Origin of the sequence: Rouxiella aceris (genome assembly GCF_012933545.1) — a bacterium.
Classification (GTDB): Bacteria; Pseudomonadota; Gammaproteobacteria; order Enterobacterales; family Enterobacteriaceae; genus Rouxiella; species Rouxiella aceris.
This window is the reverse complement of the sequence record NZ_JAADJU010000013.1, coordinates 101,025-116,943: the sequence shown is the minus strand read 5'-3', so window position 1 is coordinate 116,943 and position 15,919 is coordinate 101,025. Positions and strand designations below refer to the sequence as shown.

Here is a 15,919-nt window from a genome sequence, read left to right as displayed (position 1 = left end):
AGTAGACCAAGGCCAATGCCCCTATGAGCGAAAATCATCAATCAGCCAATTCTTTCTGGGGATTTTTGTAGTCCGTTATCCATTATCCCGAAACAGAGAGAACACCTTGCTGGAGCACTTCTCACTTTTGAGTAAATTTACCCCGGCGACTTAAGACCTCTTACACAATAAATTAGCTATCCGTACAGGCAAGACCCGCCATTGTGATGCATCATGTTGTATAGTATTCACTACTTTTCGCGGTCATTAATTGCTGGTGCTGCGCGCACTTATTTAGGGCGGTATTTTGAATTATCCGATCAACTCCATTAATCATACCTATCTGGGGTCGAGCGTTTATGCCACTTTGCGCGACGCTCTGATCGCCGGTCGGCTTAAACCCAACGATCGTTTGCGTATCCGTGAATTGGCGCAACAGGTTGGCACCAGCGTGACACCAGTGCGCGATGCTATTTTGCAATTGGCAAAAGAGCAGGCTTTAGAAATGCGCACACCTAAAGATATTCGTGTTCCGCAACTCGACAGTATGCAATATAACGAAATACGTTTATTGCGCCTGCAACTGGAAGGATTGGGCGCCGAAAACGCCGCGCGCCATATTGGTGAATATGATTTGCAAAAGATTGAACTGAATATTCAGCAAAACCGTCAGGCGATCGCTGACGAAGATTTAGCTAATGCCCTGCGCCTGAACAGCGAGTTTCACCTGTTACTGGCGCAAAGTGCGCAAATGCCGCTGCTCAGCCAGTTTATTGACAGTCTGTGGATGCGCACCGGGCCGCTTATTGCACAATCCTACGCCTACTTCTCGCAGCGAATGGCCATCGATCACCATCAGGAGATCCTGGTTGCTTTGCGTCATCGCGACGGCGATAAAGCCAGAAAAGCCATTCAGGAAGATATTCTGGATGGCAGCCAGCAAATGGTGGCCTTTCTGGCTGCCAGTCGCAATTAATAGGTTACGCTGTCACTTCTTCCAGCACCTGTCCGAGCGTTTGCAGCAAAAGTTCGGCATGTTGCTGGCGAAATACCAGCGGTGGGCGGATTTTTAAAATGCTGGCCTGTGGCCCGGTGGTGCTAATCAAAATTTGCCGTTGACGCATTTTGTTAACCACCGCGGCGGCTATCTGGCTGGCCGGAGTTTTCTGTTCGTGGCCTAACACCAGTTCAACACCAATAAATAACCCTTCGCCACGAATATCGCCAATAACGGGATATTGCGCGGCCAGCGTGCAAAGCCCCTGTCGCAAGAAACAGCCCACTTCCTGAGCATTGTTCTGTAGTTGTTCGCTGCGCAACACCTGCAACACCGCCTGAGCGGCACGGCAGGAAACCGGGTTACCACCAAAAGTGTTGAAATAGCGCTGCCGTCGGCCAAATTCGGCAAAGAGTTCGGGCCGACCAACCAGCGCCGCCACCGGGTGGCCATTACCCATGGGTTTCCCCAGACTCACCAGATCAGGCGTGACACCGTAACGTAAAAATCCCCAGCGTTGGCTGCCGGTACGGCCAAAGCCTGGTTGCACTTCGTCGGCGATAATCAGTCCACCCGCAGCACGAACCAAGGCCACCCCCTGCTGTACCCTCTGTGCCTCGGGGCTAAAAATACCATCGCTGGAAAAAATGGTGTCAAATAACAGTGCCGCCGGTTTGACCCCGGCCTGGCGCATCTCTTCCAGTGCTTGGGCAATGCTGGCGACCCAGGCTCCAGGTTGCGTACGGTAACTGTCCGGTGCATCGATCAGCCAGACGTTTTCCCCACGTTGAAACCCTTCACCCAGTGCCGGGGAAAGACCGGCCAGCAGACTGGTGACGCCATGATAAGCCCAACGGGTAACCATAATCCCCTCGCCGCCGGTCACCTGACGGGCAATACGCAAGGCCAGATCGTTGGCTTCACTGCCCGTGCAAGTCATGGTGATATTGCGTAGCTCAGGCGGAAATTCACTCAAAAAATCTTCGGCAAATTCGACAATGGCATCATTGAGATAACGGGTATGGGTATTAAGCTGCGCCGCCTGGGAGGCAATGGCCGCCACTACGGCAGGATGGCAGTGGCCCACCGAGGCGACATTATTATAGGCATCAAGATAGGCCTGGCCTTGCGCGTCGTATAGCCAGACGCCTTCGCCGCGTACCACATGCAGCGGCTGATCGTAAAACAGGCGGTAACCGCCGCCCAATAAGCGTTGACGCGCGGCGAGAAGGTTTTGCGAGTCCTGCATAACTATGGCTCCTGATGGTGGCGACCTGACTGGCAGGCATGGCGAAAGAGATTGCTGATCTGAGTAAAGGGGATGGGCATCAGTTGCGCCAGACTACGCCAGGCAGCGGGAAGATTACGCAACAGATAGTCACGATTTTGCGGATACAACACTGCCCGGCGCTGAGGGATCAAAATCGTCAAAGCCAGACGACAGGCGATAAGCGTTGGCAACAGGGCAAACTCGCGGTCAGTCAACGGCAGGCGGGCATGGTAAGCCTGAATAAACGGCAATACGGCGGCAAACAGATCGTCGCCCTGCCCCAACTGATAAGCCAGCGCGGTGGCCAGCTCATTAATCAGCGGCGCCTGTAGCGCATCGCCAAAATCGATAATACCGGCGACCTGATGTTCAGCGGTTACCAGTACATTATGCGGATTGAGATCGTTATGGATAACCTGACGTCGCAGCTGGCTAAGCTGCGGGGCAACGTCCTGCTGATATCTCGCCAGCACCGTTGCCACCGCCTCACGCTGCGCCGGGTCCGCCAGATGCGCAATCCAGGAGGCCATCTGCGGCATCTCGCTAAGATTCCATAATAAACTGCGGTCGGCACCGGGGTGGGCAAAATTGCTCAATGCCAGGTCCAGGCGCGCCAGCGTATCACCGAGATTACGCATTAATGCTGTGGTTCGCGGCATCATTACCTGCGGTGTTCCTGGCAGATAGGTCACCATCCTCAGGGTAAGGCGCTGTTCTCCCATCGGGTAATGGGGTGTAGTTTCACCTTGCAGGCTGGTCACTACGCGCGGCACCGGTAAGGTACTATCCTGACGGGCAATATGTGCAAGCATGGCGCTTTGAAATGCCATCTCGGCGGGCTGCTCGGCGGCATTGATAAAGCGCAGCATATAGCCCTGATTGTTGGCGGTGAGCAGGCGGAAATTGCTGTCACGCTCACCGGCCAAACCGCTTGGCGTCCCTTGCAAGCCATATAGCTCGGCGGCAATCTGTTGCACCTGCGGCAGCGACACCTGAGGCGCATCGCTGGTTAGCAGCGATGCCTCGGCCAGAGGTTCAGACATGTTGTCCTCCATTGACATGGATCTCGGCACCGTTGACATAGGAAGCCCCCGAGGTACAAAGAAAATAGATCAAGGATGCCACCTCTTCCGCCTTGCCCAAACGCTGCAAGGGAACACTGCGTTCAACGATTTCCCGGGTACCGGGAGAGAGAATCGAGGTATCAATTTCGCCGGGAGCGATGGCATTGACCCTGACGCCGTGAGGGCCAAACTCATGGGCCATTTCTCGCGTTAGCGTCGAAAGTGCCGCTTTTGAGCTGGCATAGGCGGCACCGGCAAAAGGATGAACTTTGCTACCGGCGATGGACGTGACATTAATAATGTTGCCTTGTGCCGCTTTCAGCTCATCAAATAAGCCGGTGGCAAGGATCGCCGTAGAGAACAGATTGACGTTAAATACCGAAAGCCAGGTGGCATAATCGGTATTTAACACCCCCAGGCGACCACCGTCCGGGGTTTTTGGCGAGATCCCGGCGTTATCCACCAGGGCATCCAACCTGCCGCCCAGTCGCTCTTTAATCATCGGTAACGCATGTTGCACGCTATCGATATCTTCGAGATCCAAATGGATATGATTGAGAAAACCTTCCGCCCATGGACATTCATCCACCCAGTTCTGGCGCGAGGCGGTAAAGATACGCCAGCCGGCAGCATAAAAGTGCTTTACGGTGGCATGGCCTATTCCCCGGCTTGCGCCAGTCAGTAACAGTGTTTTTTGCTCATTCATGACCGTCTCCCTTTTACTTTGGATGTTTGATGCATCAAAAACAGTGACAAAAAAGAAGACCACTAAGGTCTTCAGACTGCTGACAAAGTCCGTTATTAGGGAGAGTGCACCGTTGGGGTCGTAGCGGGCTTGCCCGCCGGAGCGCCCCTGGGTGTACTATGCCCGGGTATCTCGATCATCACGACGACTTTGTCATCAAACTCAAGACCACTAAGGTCTTGGACGACTTAAAAGCCCATTGTCAGGGAGAGCACACCGCTGGAGTCTTAGCGGGCTTACCCGCCGGAGATCTCCTGGATGTACTATGCCCTGCATCTCAATCTTCAAGACAAGCTGGTCATCAAATGCAAGACCATAAAGCTCATCTTTATAAAATGATAGTTAATGACCGGCCGTAGCGGTACGCAAGCGTTCACCGCGGCGACGTAATAACTCCATCACCAGTAATAAAATCAGCGAAGCGGCAACCATTAAGGTGGCGGCGGCGGCAATCGTCGGGTCAAGATTCTCGCGAATACCGGCAAACATCTGGATCGGTAAGGTGCGCTGACGCGGGCTGGCCAGGAACAGCGTGACCACCACTTCATCAAAAGAGGCCGCAAAGGCAAACAATGCACCGGAGAACACCCCGGGCGCAATCAGCGGCAGCGTGATTTTTCTAAAGGTGTACCAGGGTGAAGCCCCCAGATTGGCAGCCGCCCGCGACAGGTTTTTATCGTAGCTTTTCAGTACGGCAGTGACAGTGATCACCACAAAAGGCACCCCCAGCAACGCATGAGCCAGTACCAGGCCCAGATAACTGTTAAGCAGCGACATACGCGCAAAGAAGAAAAACATGCCGACGGCGATAATCACTACCGGTGCAATCATTGGCGAAATCAAAATCGCCATCACCAGCGATTTGCCGCGAAACTCACCGCGCGTCAGCCCCATTGAAGCCAGTACACCCAATGCAGTGGCCAGCAAGGTTGCCAGAGGGGCGATCAGCAGACTGTTACCCAGCGAACTTAACCACTCGTCAGAATGGAAAAAAGTATGGTACCAGCGCAAAGAAAAACCGTTTAGCGGATAACTCAGGAATGAACCCGAATTAAAAGACAGTGGCACAATAATCAGCACCGGGATAATTAAAAACAGCAGGATCGCCGAGCTGTAAAAATTAAAGGTCCAACGCCACAGTCTGAGTAAGGTATAACCTTTTGGTTTGATATTCATGTGGTTTTCCTTGCTATTAATGTGCAGCCGCTTCGGCTTTGGTACGGGTTACGCGGATATAGACCACGTAAAGCAAGACAACAATCACCAGCAACTGCGTGCCTAACGCGGCGGCCATACCCCAGTTCATGGTGGTATTGGTAAAGAAGGCCACAAAGTAACTGACCATTTGATCGCCCGGCCCGCCCAACAGCGCAGGCGTGATGTAGTAACCAATCGCCATCATAAACACCAGCAGCGCACCGGCAGTGACTCCGGCATAGGTTTGCGGTACATAGACTTTCCAGAAGGCGGCAAAAGGATGAGCGCCAAGGGAGATGGCGGCACGTACATAGTTGGGTGAGATACCTTTCATCACCGCATACAGCGGCAGCACAATAAACGGCAGCATAATATGGGTCATGGAGATATAGACCCCCAGACGATTGAACACCAGCACCAGGGGATGATCAATAATGCCCGTCGCCAGTAAACCGCGGTTGATTAAGCCACCGGATTGCAGCAGTACGATCCAGCTTGCAGTGCGCACTATCAGCGAGGTCCAGAACGGCAGTAACACCAGGATCATTAATAAATTGGCGCGACTTGCCGGTTGTTTTGCCAACCAGTAAGCCAGCGGATAACCCAGTAATACGCAGCAGAGGGTCACCACCATCGCCATCCATAAGGTGCGTAACAGCACCGAGCCGTACAAGGCCTGATCCGCCGGTAAGACTTTTATTTCTCCGCTCTCGACATCAACTTTTCGGTCAAAGGCTGCCAGCAGGTAATAGGCGGTCAGGGGTTTGGCCGCCCGTTGCAGACTTTGCCAGGTGCTAACCTTGCCCCACAGCGGCAAGGCGCTGATTAGCGTCTGACGCAGTGGTTCATTGTTGGCAGGAACGGCACGCAGGGTGCCGGTAAACAGGCTACGATATTGATCGTCTTCGTAGCTCATGCGTTTGGCCACCGAAGCCATTTGCCCGCTACTGCGCATAACACGCAGGTCGGCAACCAGTGCCGAAAATGTTGCTTCATCAGGAACGGATTGGCCGTCCCATTTCGCCAGTCGAGTCAGGGTTTCCGGCATGGCTTGCCCGACTTCCGGGTTTTGCACGCTTTTGATCAGTATTGAAGCGATCGGAAAAATAAAACTCACCACCACAAACAACAATAAAGGCGCGATCAGCAGTAAAGAGCGCCGCGTATACGCGGCCTCTACTTTACGTAACCGCTGACGGAGAGTCGCGCTTCCCTGTACTTGTTCTTCTGGCATCTGACTCGTCAACAATTCGGTCTGGCTCATGGCATTCTTCCTGCATTAATTTCTTGGCTGTCAGCGGATGACTAAAGTTACTTCGCCGCCCAGGCGTTAAAACGCTGCTCAAGCTCTTCGCCGTGTTCGATCCAGAACTTGGTATCCACCGGCAAAGCGCTGGCCAGGTTCTTGGCAGAGGTAGGCAAGTCTGCGGCGGTTTTCGCATCGATCATGGCGGTAACCGAGGTTTCGGTTGGGCCATAAGGGATGTTTTCGGCATAGACTTTCTGGTTTTCCGGTTTATTGGCAAAAGCAATAAACTGTTCTGCCAGTGCCTTGTGCTTGGAGCCTTTGACGATTGCCCAGTTATCGAGGTCATAGAGGCTGTTATCCCAGACCATCTTGAAGTCATGCCCTTCTTTTACTGCAGCGCTGACGCGGCCGTTGTAGGCAGAGGTCATCACTACGTCACCGGAAACCAGCCATTGCAGAGGTTGTGCGCCAGATTCCCACCATTGAATATAAGGTTTCAACTCATCAAGCTTTTTAAAGGCACGTTCCACACCCTGTGGCGTAGCCAGCACTTTATAAACGTCTTCACGTTTCACGCCGTCAGCCAGCAAGGCAATTTCGAGGGTAAATTTGGCGCTTTTACGCAGGGCACGCTTGCCGGGGAATGCTTTCTCGTTCCAGAAATCCGCCCAACTGGTCGGTGCCTTGGCGAGTTTTTTGGCATCATAGGTCAGCACGGTGGACCAGACGAAAATCCCGGCACCGCATTCGGTAACCGCCGCCGGAACATAGTGGCTCTTATCGCCTAACTTGCTCCAGTCGAGGGGTTCAAACAGACCTTCTTCACAGCCACGCACCAGTTCCGGGGTTTCCACTTCCACGACGTCCCAGCCTACCTGACCGGTTTCCACCATGGCGCGGATACGGGCCATTTCACCGTTATATTCACCAGGTTCGATAGTACCCAGGTTTGCGGCAGCAAAAGGTTTATAAAAGGCTTTATCCTGGGCGTCTTTATTCAGACCACCAAAAGAGATCACGGTCAGTGACTCGGCCTGGACTTGAAACATTAAACCGGCGAGCAGTGTGGTCAGTGCAATTTTTTTAAACATGCTGTGACTCCTTGGAGTTAAAAACGGATTAAAGTGGAAAATATTGCCCGTAACTTGCTGTTATAAAAATATGATGCATCATCATTAAGAAAAGCATAAACCATGCCATTTGTACTGATATAGCCAGGCCGGGAGCCGCAGATAGTACCGGGATGGCTAATTTATTACTGCCCCACGGCCAGCGCGCTGGATTAGCGTTGGACTGGCCGCCAGGTGCACTACTAAGGTGCATTGCCATACAACGGACGCACCGTCCGTTGCAATCAGTCGGTTAAAGCGCGGTCAAGAATAGTGAGTGCCTGTTTAAACTGCGCATCCGGAATGGTCAGCGGATAAAGGAAGCGGATAACGTTGCCATACACGCCGCAACTCAGCAGTAGCAAGCCGGCATCCAGCGCCTTGCGTTGATACCGGCGGGTCAATTCGGCAGAAGGTTTGCCGGTCGCTGGGTCCTTGAACTCCACAGCCACCATCGAGCCACGCGCACGGACATCGGCAATGGCCGGGCAGTGACTTTTCGCCTGCTGCAAGACTTCAACCAGCTCGGCACCCAGTCGTTGCGCCCGCTGGCACAGTTGTTCTTCTTCAATAATATCCAGTACCGCCAGTGACGCAGCTACGGCCAGCGGGTTACCGGCATAGGTGCCGCCCAGTCCGCCCGGTTCTGGCGCATCCATCACCGCCGCGCGTCCACTAACTCCGGAGATTGGCAGTCCACCGCCCAGGCTTTTGGCCATGGTGATCAGGTCCACTTTGGCATTCGGGTAGTAGTCCATGGCAAACATTTTGCCGGTGCGGGCAAAGCCGCTCTGCACTTCATCGGCAATCAGCAGCATGCCGTGGCGGTCGCACAGCTCGCGTAAGCCGTTAACAAAGGCTTCCGGAGCGATATTAAAGCCGCCCTCGCCCTGGATCGGTTCAAACAGAATGGCGGCGACGTCTTCAGGATTAATATCGCTACGCAGCAAATACTCAATGCTTTCCAGCGCATCCTCAACGCTGACACCTTGCACCGCATTAGGGTAGCGAGCATGGAAGATGGAGGCCGGGAAAGGACCAAAGCCTTTTTTGTATGGCGAAACTTTGCCGGTCAGCGCCATGGTCAGTAAGGTACGGCCATGAAAACCACCGGCAAAGGTGATAATGCCAGGACGGCCAGTAGCGGCGCGGGCAATCTTCACCGCATTTTCCAGTGCTTCGGCACCGGTCGTAAAAAATGTGGTTTTCGCCGGACCTTCAACGGGGGCAACGCGGTTGATGCGTTCAGCGAGGGTGATATAACTGGCGTAAGGCACCACCTGATAGGAGGTATGGGTAAATAAATCGAGCTGTTCTTTCACCGCGGCCACCACTTTCGGGTGACGATGTCCGGTGTTCAGCACCGCAATGCCGGCAGTAAAATCGATATACTCGCCACCTTCTTCATCCCACAGGGTGGCGTTTTCCGCTTTGCTGGCGTAGAAGTTGCACATCACTGAAACGCCGCGTGGTGTGGCTGCCTTGCGGCGTTGTTCTAATTCGCTATGATCCATTTCTTACTCCTGCCCTTTCGTTGCGTTGAATCATTGATCCAGTTAAATCGTTCGATGCGTTAATCATCACCCTTGCTTTTTAGCGCCAAACCGGTCCTATAATCTAGAACCAGTTCTATTTATTTTAAGGTACCAATTGCGCTCACTCCTCTCAGATCTGATTTTGCACCGGCTGGGCTCCACCTCCGACAGCAACCTCAACAAGCGGTTGTACCAGGCACTAAGGGGCACGATCCTTGACGCCAGTATCGCGCCCGGCAGCCGTTTACCCGCTACCCGCGACCTGGCTAAAGAGTTGGGCATTTCGCGAAATACCGTGTTGGCAGCCTATGAACAATTGCAGGCGGAAGGTTATTTACAGACCCGCGCCGGCAGCGGAACTTTTGTCAATGCCGATCTGCCCGAGGCGGGAATGGGCAGCGTGCAATCCCGTCCGGCCAGTTTGCCGGTGCGCGCCAACGTCAATCTGTCCAAACGCGGTACCCGCCTGCTGGGCAGAACCGGGGTGGCACCGCACCAGTGGGGGGCGTTTATGCCCGGTGTGCCCGATGTCACCCGTTTTCCCTACGATATCTGGCGCAAGCTGCAAAACCGGCTCAACCGCCGTCTGAGTCCGGAATATCTCACCTACTCCCGTCACGGTGGCTGCTCGCCGTTGCAGCATGCGCTGACCGACTATCTGCATATCGCCCGTTCGGTGAACTGCACCCCGGAGCAAATTCTGATCACCGCCGGCACCCATGAAGCCCTGGATTTACTGGCCAAGGTGCTTTGCGACCATGGCGATACTGCCTGGATTGAAGAGCCGAGCTACTGGGGAATACGTAATATTCTCAGTATCAACGGCATTACCATGAAGGCCATTCCGGTAGATGAAAATGGTATGGATCCTGCTGATATCTCAGGCGAAGATGAGACACCGCCCAAACTGATCTGCGTGACGCCTTCGCACCAGTATCCGCTGGGATCGGTGATGAGCCTGGCCCGGCGGCAACGAATTCTGGCGCTGGCGGTACAGCATGGCAGCTGGGTGGTGGAGGATGATTACGACAGCGAATTTCGTTACTCGGGCAGTCCGATCCCGGCGTTGCAGGGTTTATTGCCCGATGCGCCGGTGATTTACATTGGTACCTTCAGCAAAACGCTCTATCCGGCCATGCGCATCAGCTACGTGGTTTTACCGCGCGCGCTTGCGGCCAAGCTGAAGATCGCTCACTCGGAGCTGTATCGCGGCGGCAACGGGCTGGCGCAGTTGACGCTGTCGGAGTTTATTCGCGAAGGTCACTATGGGGCGCATATCCGCCGTATGCGCTTGCTGTATGGCAAACGACGCAACGCCCTGGCGCGGATGATTGAACAGGAGCTGGGAAAGGATTTTCTTTGTGAATACAGCAACGCGGGACTGCACCTGATTTTATCATTGCCAGATGCCATTGACGACGTGGCGCTAAGTGCCGAGCTGGAGCAGAAAGGCGTACTAACTCGCGCCTTATCAGGCTATTACATGTACAACACCCATCGTCGCGGACTGATACTCGGCTACGGCTGCGTGGAAATTCCGCAAATGGAAACCGCTTTTGCCACCATCGTTTCCTGCCTGAAACGCCGTCTGAAAATGCCGGAATAACGCTTTTTGCCTGTTTTCGGTGCAGCCCTGGTGAGTGATATTGGCTTGCCGGGGATTGCATAATCCTGCTGACAGAAAACCGCTTACAAAAAATGCCAAACAGAAAATTACAATAAAAAACATAAACCTGCGGACTCTCCCTCAGGCTTAAAATTTTCATGATTTTGTCAAAAACTACTTGTCAGAACGCTTTTCACAATGGTAAAGATTTTTAATAGCGCCATCCCGCCACGTTCTGCAAACAGGATCATGCATAAATCATGCCGGGTGGTACCAAACATGTGATAGTCAGTTTTCTGGGAGTAACCGTGATGAAAAGCTATGTCAGCTTTAAAAATATCGTGAAGAGCTACGACGGCGATAAGCTGGTTGTTAAAAACCTCAATCTCGAGGTACAGGAGGGGGAGTTTTTAACCATGCTCGGGCCCTCGGGTTCAGGTAAAACCACCAGCCTGATGATGCTTGCCGGTTTTGAAACGCCGACCCAGGGTGAAATTTTACTGCGCGATAAGCCATTACATAATTTGCCGCCGCATCAACGAGATATCGGCATGGTATTCCAGAATTACGCCCTGTTTCCGCATATGACGGTGGCAGAAAACCTGGCTTTTCCCCTGCGCATTCGCCGCCTGAGCAAAGCGGATATCAAAGCCAAGGTTGACCGCATTCTCGATATGGTAAAACTGACACCTCTGGCCGACCGTTACCCGGCACAAATGTCCGGTGGCCAGCAGCAGCGTGTGGCGCTGGCGCGCGCATTGGTATTTGAACCAAAACTGGTATTGATGGATGAACCTCTGGGAGCGCTGGATAAGCAGTTGCGTGAGCATATGCAGATGGAAATCAAGCAATTACATGAAATGCTCGATCTGACCATTGTCTATGTCACCCACGATCAGAGCGAAGCGATGACCATGTCCGATCGCGTTGCGGTTTTCAATGACGGGGTGATCCAGCAGATGGATACGCCCAATAAAATCTACGAAGAACCCACCAACTCGTTTGTGGCGCAATTTATTGGCGAAAACAACAGCTTACTGGCAACCAATGTACAAGCCGACGGCGATTATTACCGCACCAGCCTTGACGACGGCACGCAATTGGCGGCATTAAAAGTGCGTCCGAGCTCGCCGGGCAAAAAAATCATGTTATGCATTCGCCCGGAACATATCAGCGTCAATAATCCCAGCGCAGGTAGCCAGCAGGTAAAAGCCAAAATTCAGCAATTTATCTATCTGGGCGACCATGTGCGAATGCTGACCGAGGTGGCGGGACAGGGTAACTTTATGGTCAAAATGCCGGCGTCGCAGGTGCATGCCGACTGGACTCCCGGCAGTGATGTGATGCTGTCATGGCAAGCCAAAAATCTTAAAGCGTTGGATGTCGTCACCCACTAATGCCCCGCGCAGACGCAAAATAGCTCAAGCGCCGAGGGTATTTTCCCCCTCGGCGTAAGCGTTTTATGCTTTCGGCAAGGCGATAATAAATCGGGTGACTTGCGCATCGGAGGTCACAGTGATGGTACCCCGATGGGCCTGGATAATGGATTTGACAATCGCCAACCCAATACCGCTGCCCTCACCTTTGCGCTGCCGTGAAGGATCGACGCGATAAAAGCGATCAAACAGTCGATCCAGATGCGCCGAGTCAATGGCGCTGCCGGGATTTTCAACAATCAACTGAATATGATCGCTTAAATCCGTTATCCGCACGCTAACCGCCATACCAGCTGGCGTATACCGAATGGCATTGGAGAGCAAATTGCTGATAGCACGACGCAACATCAACGCATCGCCACTGATTGCCACATTTTGACCAAAGCATTGCAGACTGACCTGGCGTTCTTCTGCCCAGGCTTCAAAAAAATCAAAAACCTTGCCCACTTCTTCGCTCAGATAGAGCGTCACCCGCTCCGGGATCAGCAAATTATTATCCGCCTGAGATAAAAACAGCATATCGCTGACCATCTTTGCCATCCGCGAAAACTCTTCCAGATTGGAATAGAGAACATCTTCATACTCTTTGGCCGAACGCGGTTGACTGAGGGCAATTTCTGTCTGGGTCACCAGATTGGTAATGGGCGTGCGCATTTCATGGGCGATATCGGCAGAAAAATGCGACTGGCGGGTAAACACATCCTCGATGCGCTCAATCATCTGATTAAACGAGATCACCAATTGTGCCAGTTCGATAGGGACCTGTTGCGGCGATAAGCGGCTCGACAGATTCTCGGACGTGATGCCCTGTATTTTACGACTTACCTGCCTGATTGGCGCATGTCCCTGATAGACAATAAATAAAATCATCAACACGATTGCCGCACTAATGGCGATGGCAGTCATGATCAGGTTATCTTTCAGTGCCTGGATATAGTGCAGGTGGAAATCTATCGACAACGCAAGCAGCAGATTATAGCGCGTGGGTTTGCCGTCCACCCGGGTATCAATCGCCAGGGCAACAATGCGGTAACTGGCACGGCGCATGACATCATGCGGCATATTCGTCACCTGCGGATCCTGCCAGACTATCACATCACCAATATCCCCGGCAGCATTGAAAGTTACCGAGCTCAATACCTGCCTGAGATCCGGCCCGTCCGGCGACTGATAGAGTGGCTGATTCTGCGCATCGCCAAGATAAATATAACTGTTACGGTGATTCTCTCGGGCGTTAATTAATTGCTGCAGGCGCGTACTCTGCGATTCGTTCTCCTGGCTTAAAATAGTGCGTAACCCGCTGCTTAACTGGCGTAAATCATCAACATCCTGTTCGGCAAAATGGTTCTCAACCGAGTGGATCATAATCCAGGTGAAGATGGCAAAGGCGGCAACCGTTGCCAGGCTGATAAAGGCGGTTAAGCGCGCAGATAAAGATAAAGGACGACGCAACGTTTTATTCGCCATCCGGCGCCTCAAGAACATAGCCAACACCGCGCACGGTGTGGATCAGTTTCGGTTCAAAATCATTGTCTATTTTTGCCCGTAGCCGTTTTACCGCCACATCAATGGCGTTGGTATCACTGTCAAAATTCATATCCCACACCTGCGAGGCAATCAGCGAACGGGGCAGCACTTCGCCGCTGTGACGGATAAAATATTCCAGCAGGGTAAACTCCTTGCTGGTCAGGGTAATTTTTACCCCGCTGCGCGTTACCCGGCGAGTAACCACATCGAGCAGCAGATTGGCTACCTGAAACTGACTTTCCGCCATTACCACTGAACCACGACGCAGCAGAGTACGCACTCTGGCCAGCAGCTCGGCAAAAGCAAAAGGCTTGATCAGATAGTCATCGGCCCCGAGTTCCAGCCCTTTTACCCGGTGTTCGACGGTACCCAGAGCCGACAGCAGTAAAATCGGCATACCCTTGCCCGCCGAGCGCAGCAATTTGACACTCTCCCAGCCATTGATATCTGGCAGCATAATATCCAGCACCAGCAGATCATAATCCGTGGTCATGGCGTAGTGATAACCGGTCATGCCGTTATCAGCCAGGTCGACCACAAAACCGGCCTCGGTCAGTCCCTTGCTCAGATATTCACCGGTTTTAACTTCATCTTCGACGATTAATAGTTTCACGCGTCCTCCCACAGGTACGGTCAGACCATTCTAGTGTTGCGCTCGCTGATATCAACGACTTATCCGCTAAATGACAGCATTGTCATTTTCCTGTCACGGGTCCAACAGAGGCGATCCGTTAGGGTAGCTATCACCACCACCGCTAACCAATAACATCACTCTGTTATCCGGGGCCATTTGACGGGAAGCAACATGTTGACATTAAAAATAATAACGCTAAGCAGTTTATTGATCCTGCAAGGCTGCACTTCCCTTGCTCCGCAGTACCAGCGTCCGGCGTTACCGGTTCCGCAACAGTTTTCTGTTGGCCAAAATGCCCTGGTGACGGCCCGTGGCATCAATGATAGCGGCTGGCATAATTTTTTTACCGATCCGTTGCTAAAAAGCTATATCAGCGAGGCATTGCAGCATAATCCTGATTTGCGCATGGCGACGCTCAAGGTAGCCGAAGCGCGCTCGCAGTATAAAATTACCGATGCCGATCGTTATCCACAGTTAAATGGTGCCACTGACGGCACCTACTCTGGCCCGTTGAAAGGAAATGCAGCAACGTCACGACAATACAGTGCCGGGCTTGATATCAGTTATGATCTGGATTTTTTTGGCCGACTAAAAAACCTGAGTGAAGCGGACCGGCAAAGCTATTTTGCCAGCCAGCAGGCACAGCGCGCGGTGCATATTTTGCTGGTTGCCAGCGTAACGCAAAGTTATTACAGCCAGCGTCTGGCCTTTCAGCAATTACAGGTGGCCAGAGAAACGCTGATTAATTATCAGCAGTCCTATTCCTTTGTGGAAAAACAGTTATTGACTGGTAGTACCACCCTATTGGCACTGGAGCAGGCCAAGGGGCTGATAGCCACCACCCAAGCCGAGGTGGCGAAAAGAGAGGGCGAACTGGCACAGGCTAACCATGCATTATGGCTGGTGTTGGGAAGATCGAGTGCATTAGCCGAAAATAATAGCCAAAGCATCGAACATCTCGATGAAGTGCAGCTCCCCCCTCGTCTCTCTTCAACTATTTTATTGCAAAGACCGGATATCGCCGAGGCCGAACATTTAATGATGGCGGCCGATGCCAATATCGGTGCGGCGCGGGCGGCGTTTTTCCCGTCTATTTCCCTTACTGGTGATATCACCGGCAGCAGCACTAATCTTTCCAGTTTATTTAATGCCGCCAGCGGCATGTGGAATTTTATTCCTAAAATTGATGTGCCGCTGTTTAATGCTGGCCGTAATAAAGCCAATTTATCACTGGCTGAAGTTCGCCAGCAGCAAACCATTGTCACTTATGAACAGAGAATACAAACCGCCTTTAAAGAAGTCGCGGACCAATTGTCATTAAAAGACAGCTACCGCGCCCAACTTTTGGCACAAGAGGCTTATCTGACTTCGTTACAGGTCAGCCTGCAACGCGCCACTGCGCTCTATGCCCACGGTGCCGTCAGCTATATCGACGTGCTGGATGCCGAAAGAAACTTGTTTGCCACCCGACAGGCTATTCTCGATTTGAAATATGCCCGGCAGATCAATGAAGTTAATTTATTTACCGCCTTGGGCGGTGGATGGGTTGAGTAATTACACATTTACCCTTT

13 protein-coding genes are annotated in these 15,919 nt (G+C 52.6%); 4 read left to right on the top strand and 9 right to left on the bottom strand.

Annotated elements, in window-relative coordinates; genetic code table 11:
* Positions 1-286: 286 nt before the first annotated feature.
* Positions 287-955, top strand: coding sequence for a GntR family transcriptional regulator (locus GW590_RS21110; protein WP_169405055.1), 669 nt, complete (start codon positions 287-289; stop codon positions 953-955).
* A gap of 4 nt (positions 956-959) precedes the next feature.
* On the opposite strand, the gene GW590_RS21105 is transcribed toward GW590_RS21110, so the two are convergent.
* The 7 genes from GW590_RS21105 to GW590_RS21075 all read right to left on the bottom strand — a co-directional run bounded on the left by GW590_RS21105 (position 960) and on the right by GW590_RS21075 (position 9,124).
* The gene (locus GW590_RS21105; protein ID WP_169405054.1) at positions 960-2,225 is read right to left on the bottom strand and encodes an aspartate aminotransferase family protein; all 1,266 of its coding nucleotides are present in this window, start codon (positions 2,223-2,225) and stop codon (positions 960-962) included.
* Between the two features lie 2 nt (positions 2,226-2,227).
* Positions 2,228-3,289, bottom strand: a complete 1,062-nt coding sequence (locus tag GW590_RS21100; protein ID WP_235956006.1) for a phosphotransferase — start codon at positions 3,287-3,289, stop codon at positions 2,228-2,230.
* Complete coding sequence (locus GW590_RS21095; RefSeq protein WP_169405053.1) at positions 3,282-4,016, bottom strand: SDR family NAD(P)-dependent oxidoreductase; 735 nt, start codon at positions 4,014-4,016, stop codon at positions 3,282-3,284. The genes GW590_RS21100 and GW590_RS21095 overlap by 8 nt, the downstream gene beginning before the upstream one ends.
* A gap of 381 nt (positions 4,017-4,397) precedes the next feature.
* Positions 4,398-5,231: an ABC transporter permease gene (locus GW590_RS21090; protein WP_169405052.1), complete on the bottom strand. Its 834-nt coding sequence runs from the start codon at positions 5,229-5,231 to the stop codon at positions 4,398-4,400.
* 16 nt (positions 5,232-5,247) lie between these two features.
* Entirely contained in the window at positions 5,248-6,516 is a 1,269-nt protein-coding gene (locus GW590_RS21085) for an ABC transporter permease (RefSeq protein ID WP_169405051.1), read from the bottom strand.
* Between the two features lie 47 nt (positions 6,517-6,563).
* A complete protein-coding gene (locus GW590_RS21080) occupies positions 6,564-7,592 on the bottom strand; it encodes an ABC transporter substrate-binding protein (RefSeq protein ID WP_169405050.1) in 1,029 nt (342 codons plus the stop codon).
* A gap of 263 nt (positions 7,593-7,855) precedes the next feature.
* On the bottom strand, positions 7,856-9,124 hold the full coding sequence (locus tag GW590_RS21075) for a 4-aminobutyrate--2-oxoglutarate transaminase (RefSeq protein ID WP_169405049.1): 1,269 nt from the start codon (positions 9,122-9,124) through the stop codon (positions 7,856-7,858).
* 136 nt (positions 9,125-9,260) lie between these two features.
* Here GW590_RS21075 and pdxR point away from each other — a divergent pair, with 136 nt between their 5' ends.
* Together pdxR and GW590_RS21065 are read left to right on the top strand one after the other, a co-directional pair.
* Positions 9,261-10,751: a MocR-like pyridoxine biosynthesis transcription factor PdxR gene (gene pdxR / locus GW590_RS21070; protein WP_169405048.1), complete on the top strand. Its 1,491-nt coding sequence runs from the start codon at positions 9,261-9,263 to the stop codon at positions 10,749-10,751.
* A 311-nt stretch (positions 10,752-11,062) separates the two neighbouring features.
* Positions 11,063-12,148, top strand: coding sequence for an ABC transporter ATP-binding protein (locus GW590_RS21065; RefSeq protein WP_169405076.1), 1,086 nt, complete (start codon positions 11,063-11,065; stop codon positions 12,146-12,148).
* A 63-nt stretch (positions 12,149-12,211) separates the two neighbouring features.
* Here the strand turns inward: GW590_RS21065 and GW590_RS21060 are convergent, their stop codons facing one another.
* Together GW590_RS21060 and GW590_RS21055 are read right to left on the bottom strand one after the other, a co-directional pair.
* Positions 12,212-13,654: a Cu(+)/Ag(+) sensor histidine kinase gene (locus GW590_RS21060; RefSeq protein WP_169405047.1), complete on the bottom strand. Its 1,443-nt coding sequence runs from the start codon at positions 13,652-13,654 to the stop codon at positions 12,212-12,214.
* Positions 13,644-14,327 carry a copper/silver response regulator transcription factor gene (locus GW590_RS21055; protein ID WP_169405046.1) on the bottom strand — a complete coding sequence of 228 codons (684 nt, stop codon included), beginning with the start codon at positions 14,325-14,327 and terminating at the stop codon, positions 13,644-13,646. Before GW590_RS21055 ends, GW590_RS21060 begins: the two co-directional genes overlap by 11 nt.
* Before the next feature lie 192 nt (positions 14,328-14,519).
* On the opposite strand from GW590_RS21055, the gene GW590_RS21050 reads away from it, so the two are divergent.
* The gene (locus GW590_RS21050) at positions 14,520-15,902 is read left to right on the top strand and encodes a Cu(I)/Ag(I) efflux RND transporter outer membrane protein (protein WP_169405045.1); all 1,383 of its coding nucleotides are present in this window, start codon (positions 14,520-14,522) and stop codon (positions 15,900-15,902) included.
* Positions 15,903-15,919: the final 17 nt, after the last annotated feature.

Coding starts and splice junctions, on each gene's coding strand:
- GW590_RS21105 (WP_169405054.1), bottom strand. CDS start 2,225: ATGCAGGACTCGCAAAACCTTCTCGCCGCGCGTCAACGCTTATTGGGC.
- GW590_RS21100 (WP_235956006.1), bottom strand. CDS start 3,289: ATGTCTGAACCTCTGGCCGAGGCATCGCTGCTAACCAGCGATGCGCCT.
- GW590_RS21095 (WP_169405053.1), bottom strand. CDS start 4,016: ATGAATGAGCAAAAAACACTGTTACTGACTGGCGCAAGCCGGGGAATA.
- GW590_RS21090 (WP_169405052.1), bottom strand. CDS start 5,231: ATGAATATCAAACCAAAAGGTTATACCTTACTCAGACTGTGGCGTTGG.
- GW590_RS21085 (WP_169405051.1), bottom strand. CDS start 6,516: ATGAGCCAGACCGAATTGTTGACGAGTCAGATGCCAGAAGAACAAGTA.
- GW590_RS21080 (WP_169405050.1), bottom strand. CDS start 7,592: ATGTTTAAAAAAATTGCACTGACCACACTGCTCGCCGGTTTAATGTTT.
- GW590_RS21075 (WP_169405049.1), bottom strand. CDS start 9,124: ATGGATCATAGCGAATTAGAACAACGCCGCAAGGCAGCCACACCACGC.
- GW590_RS21065 (WP_169405076.1), top strand. CDS start 11,063: ATGAAAAGCTATGTCAGCTTTAAAAATATCGTGAAGAGCTACGACGGC.
- GW590_RS21060 (WP_169405047.1), bottom strand. CDS start 13,654: ATGGCGAATAAAACGTTGCGTCGTCCTTTATCTTTATCTGCGCGCTTA.
- GW590_RS21050 (WP_169405045.1), top strand. CDS start 14,520: ATGTTGACATTAAAAATAATAACGCTAAGCAGTTTATTGATCCTGCAA.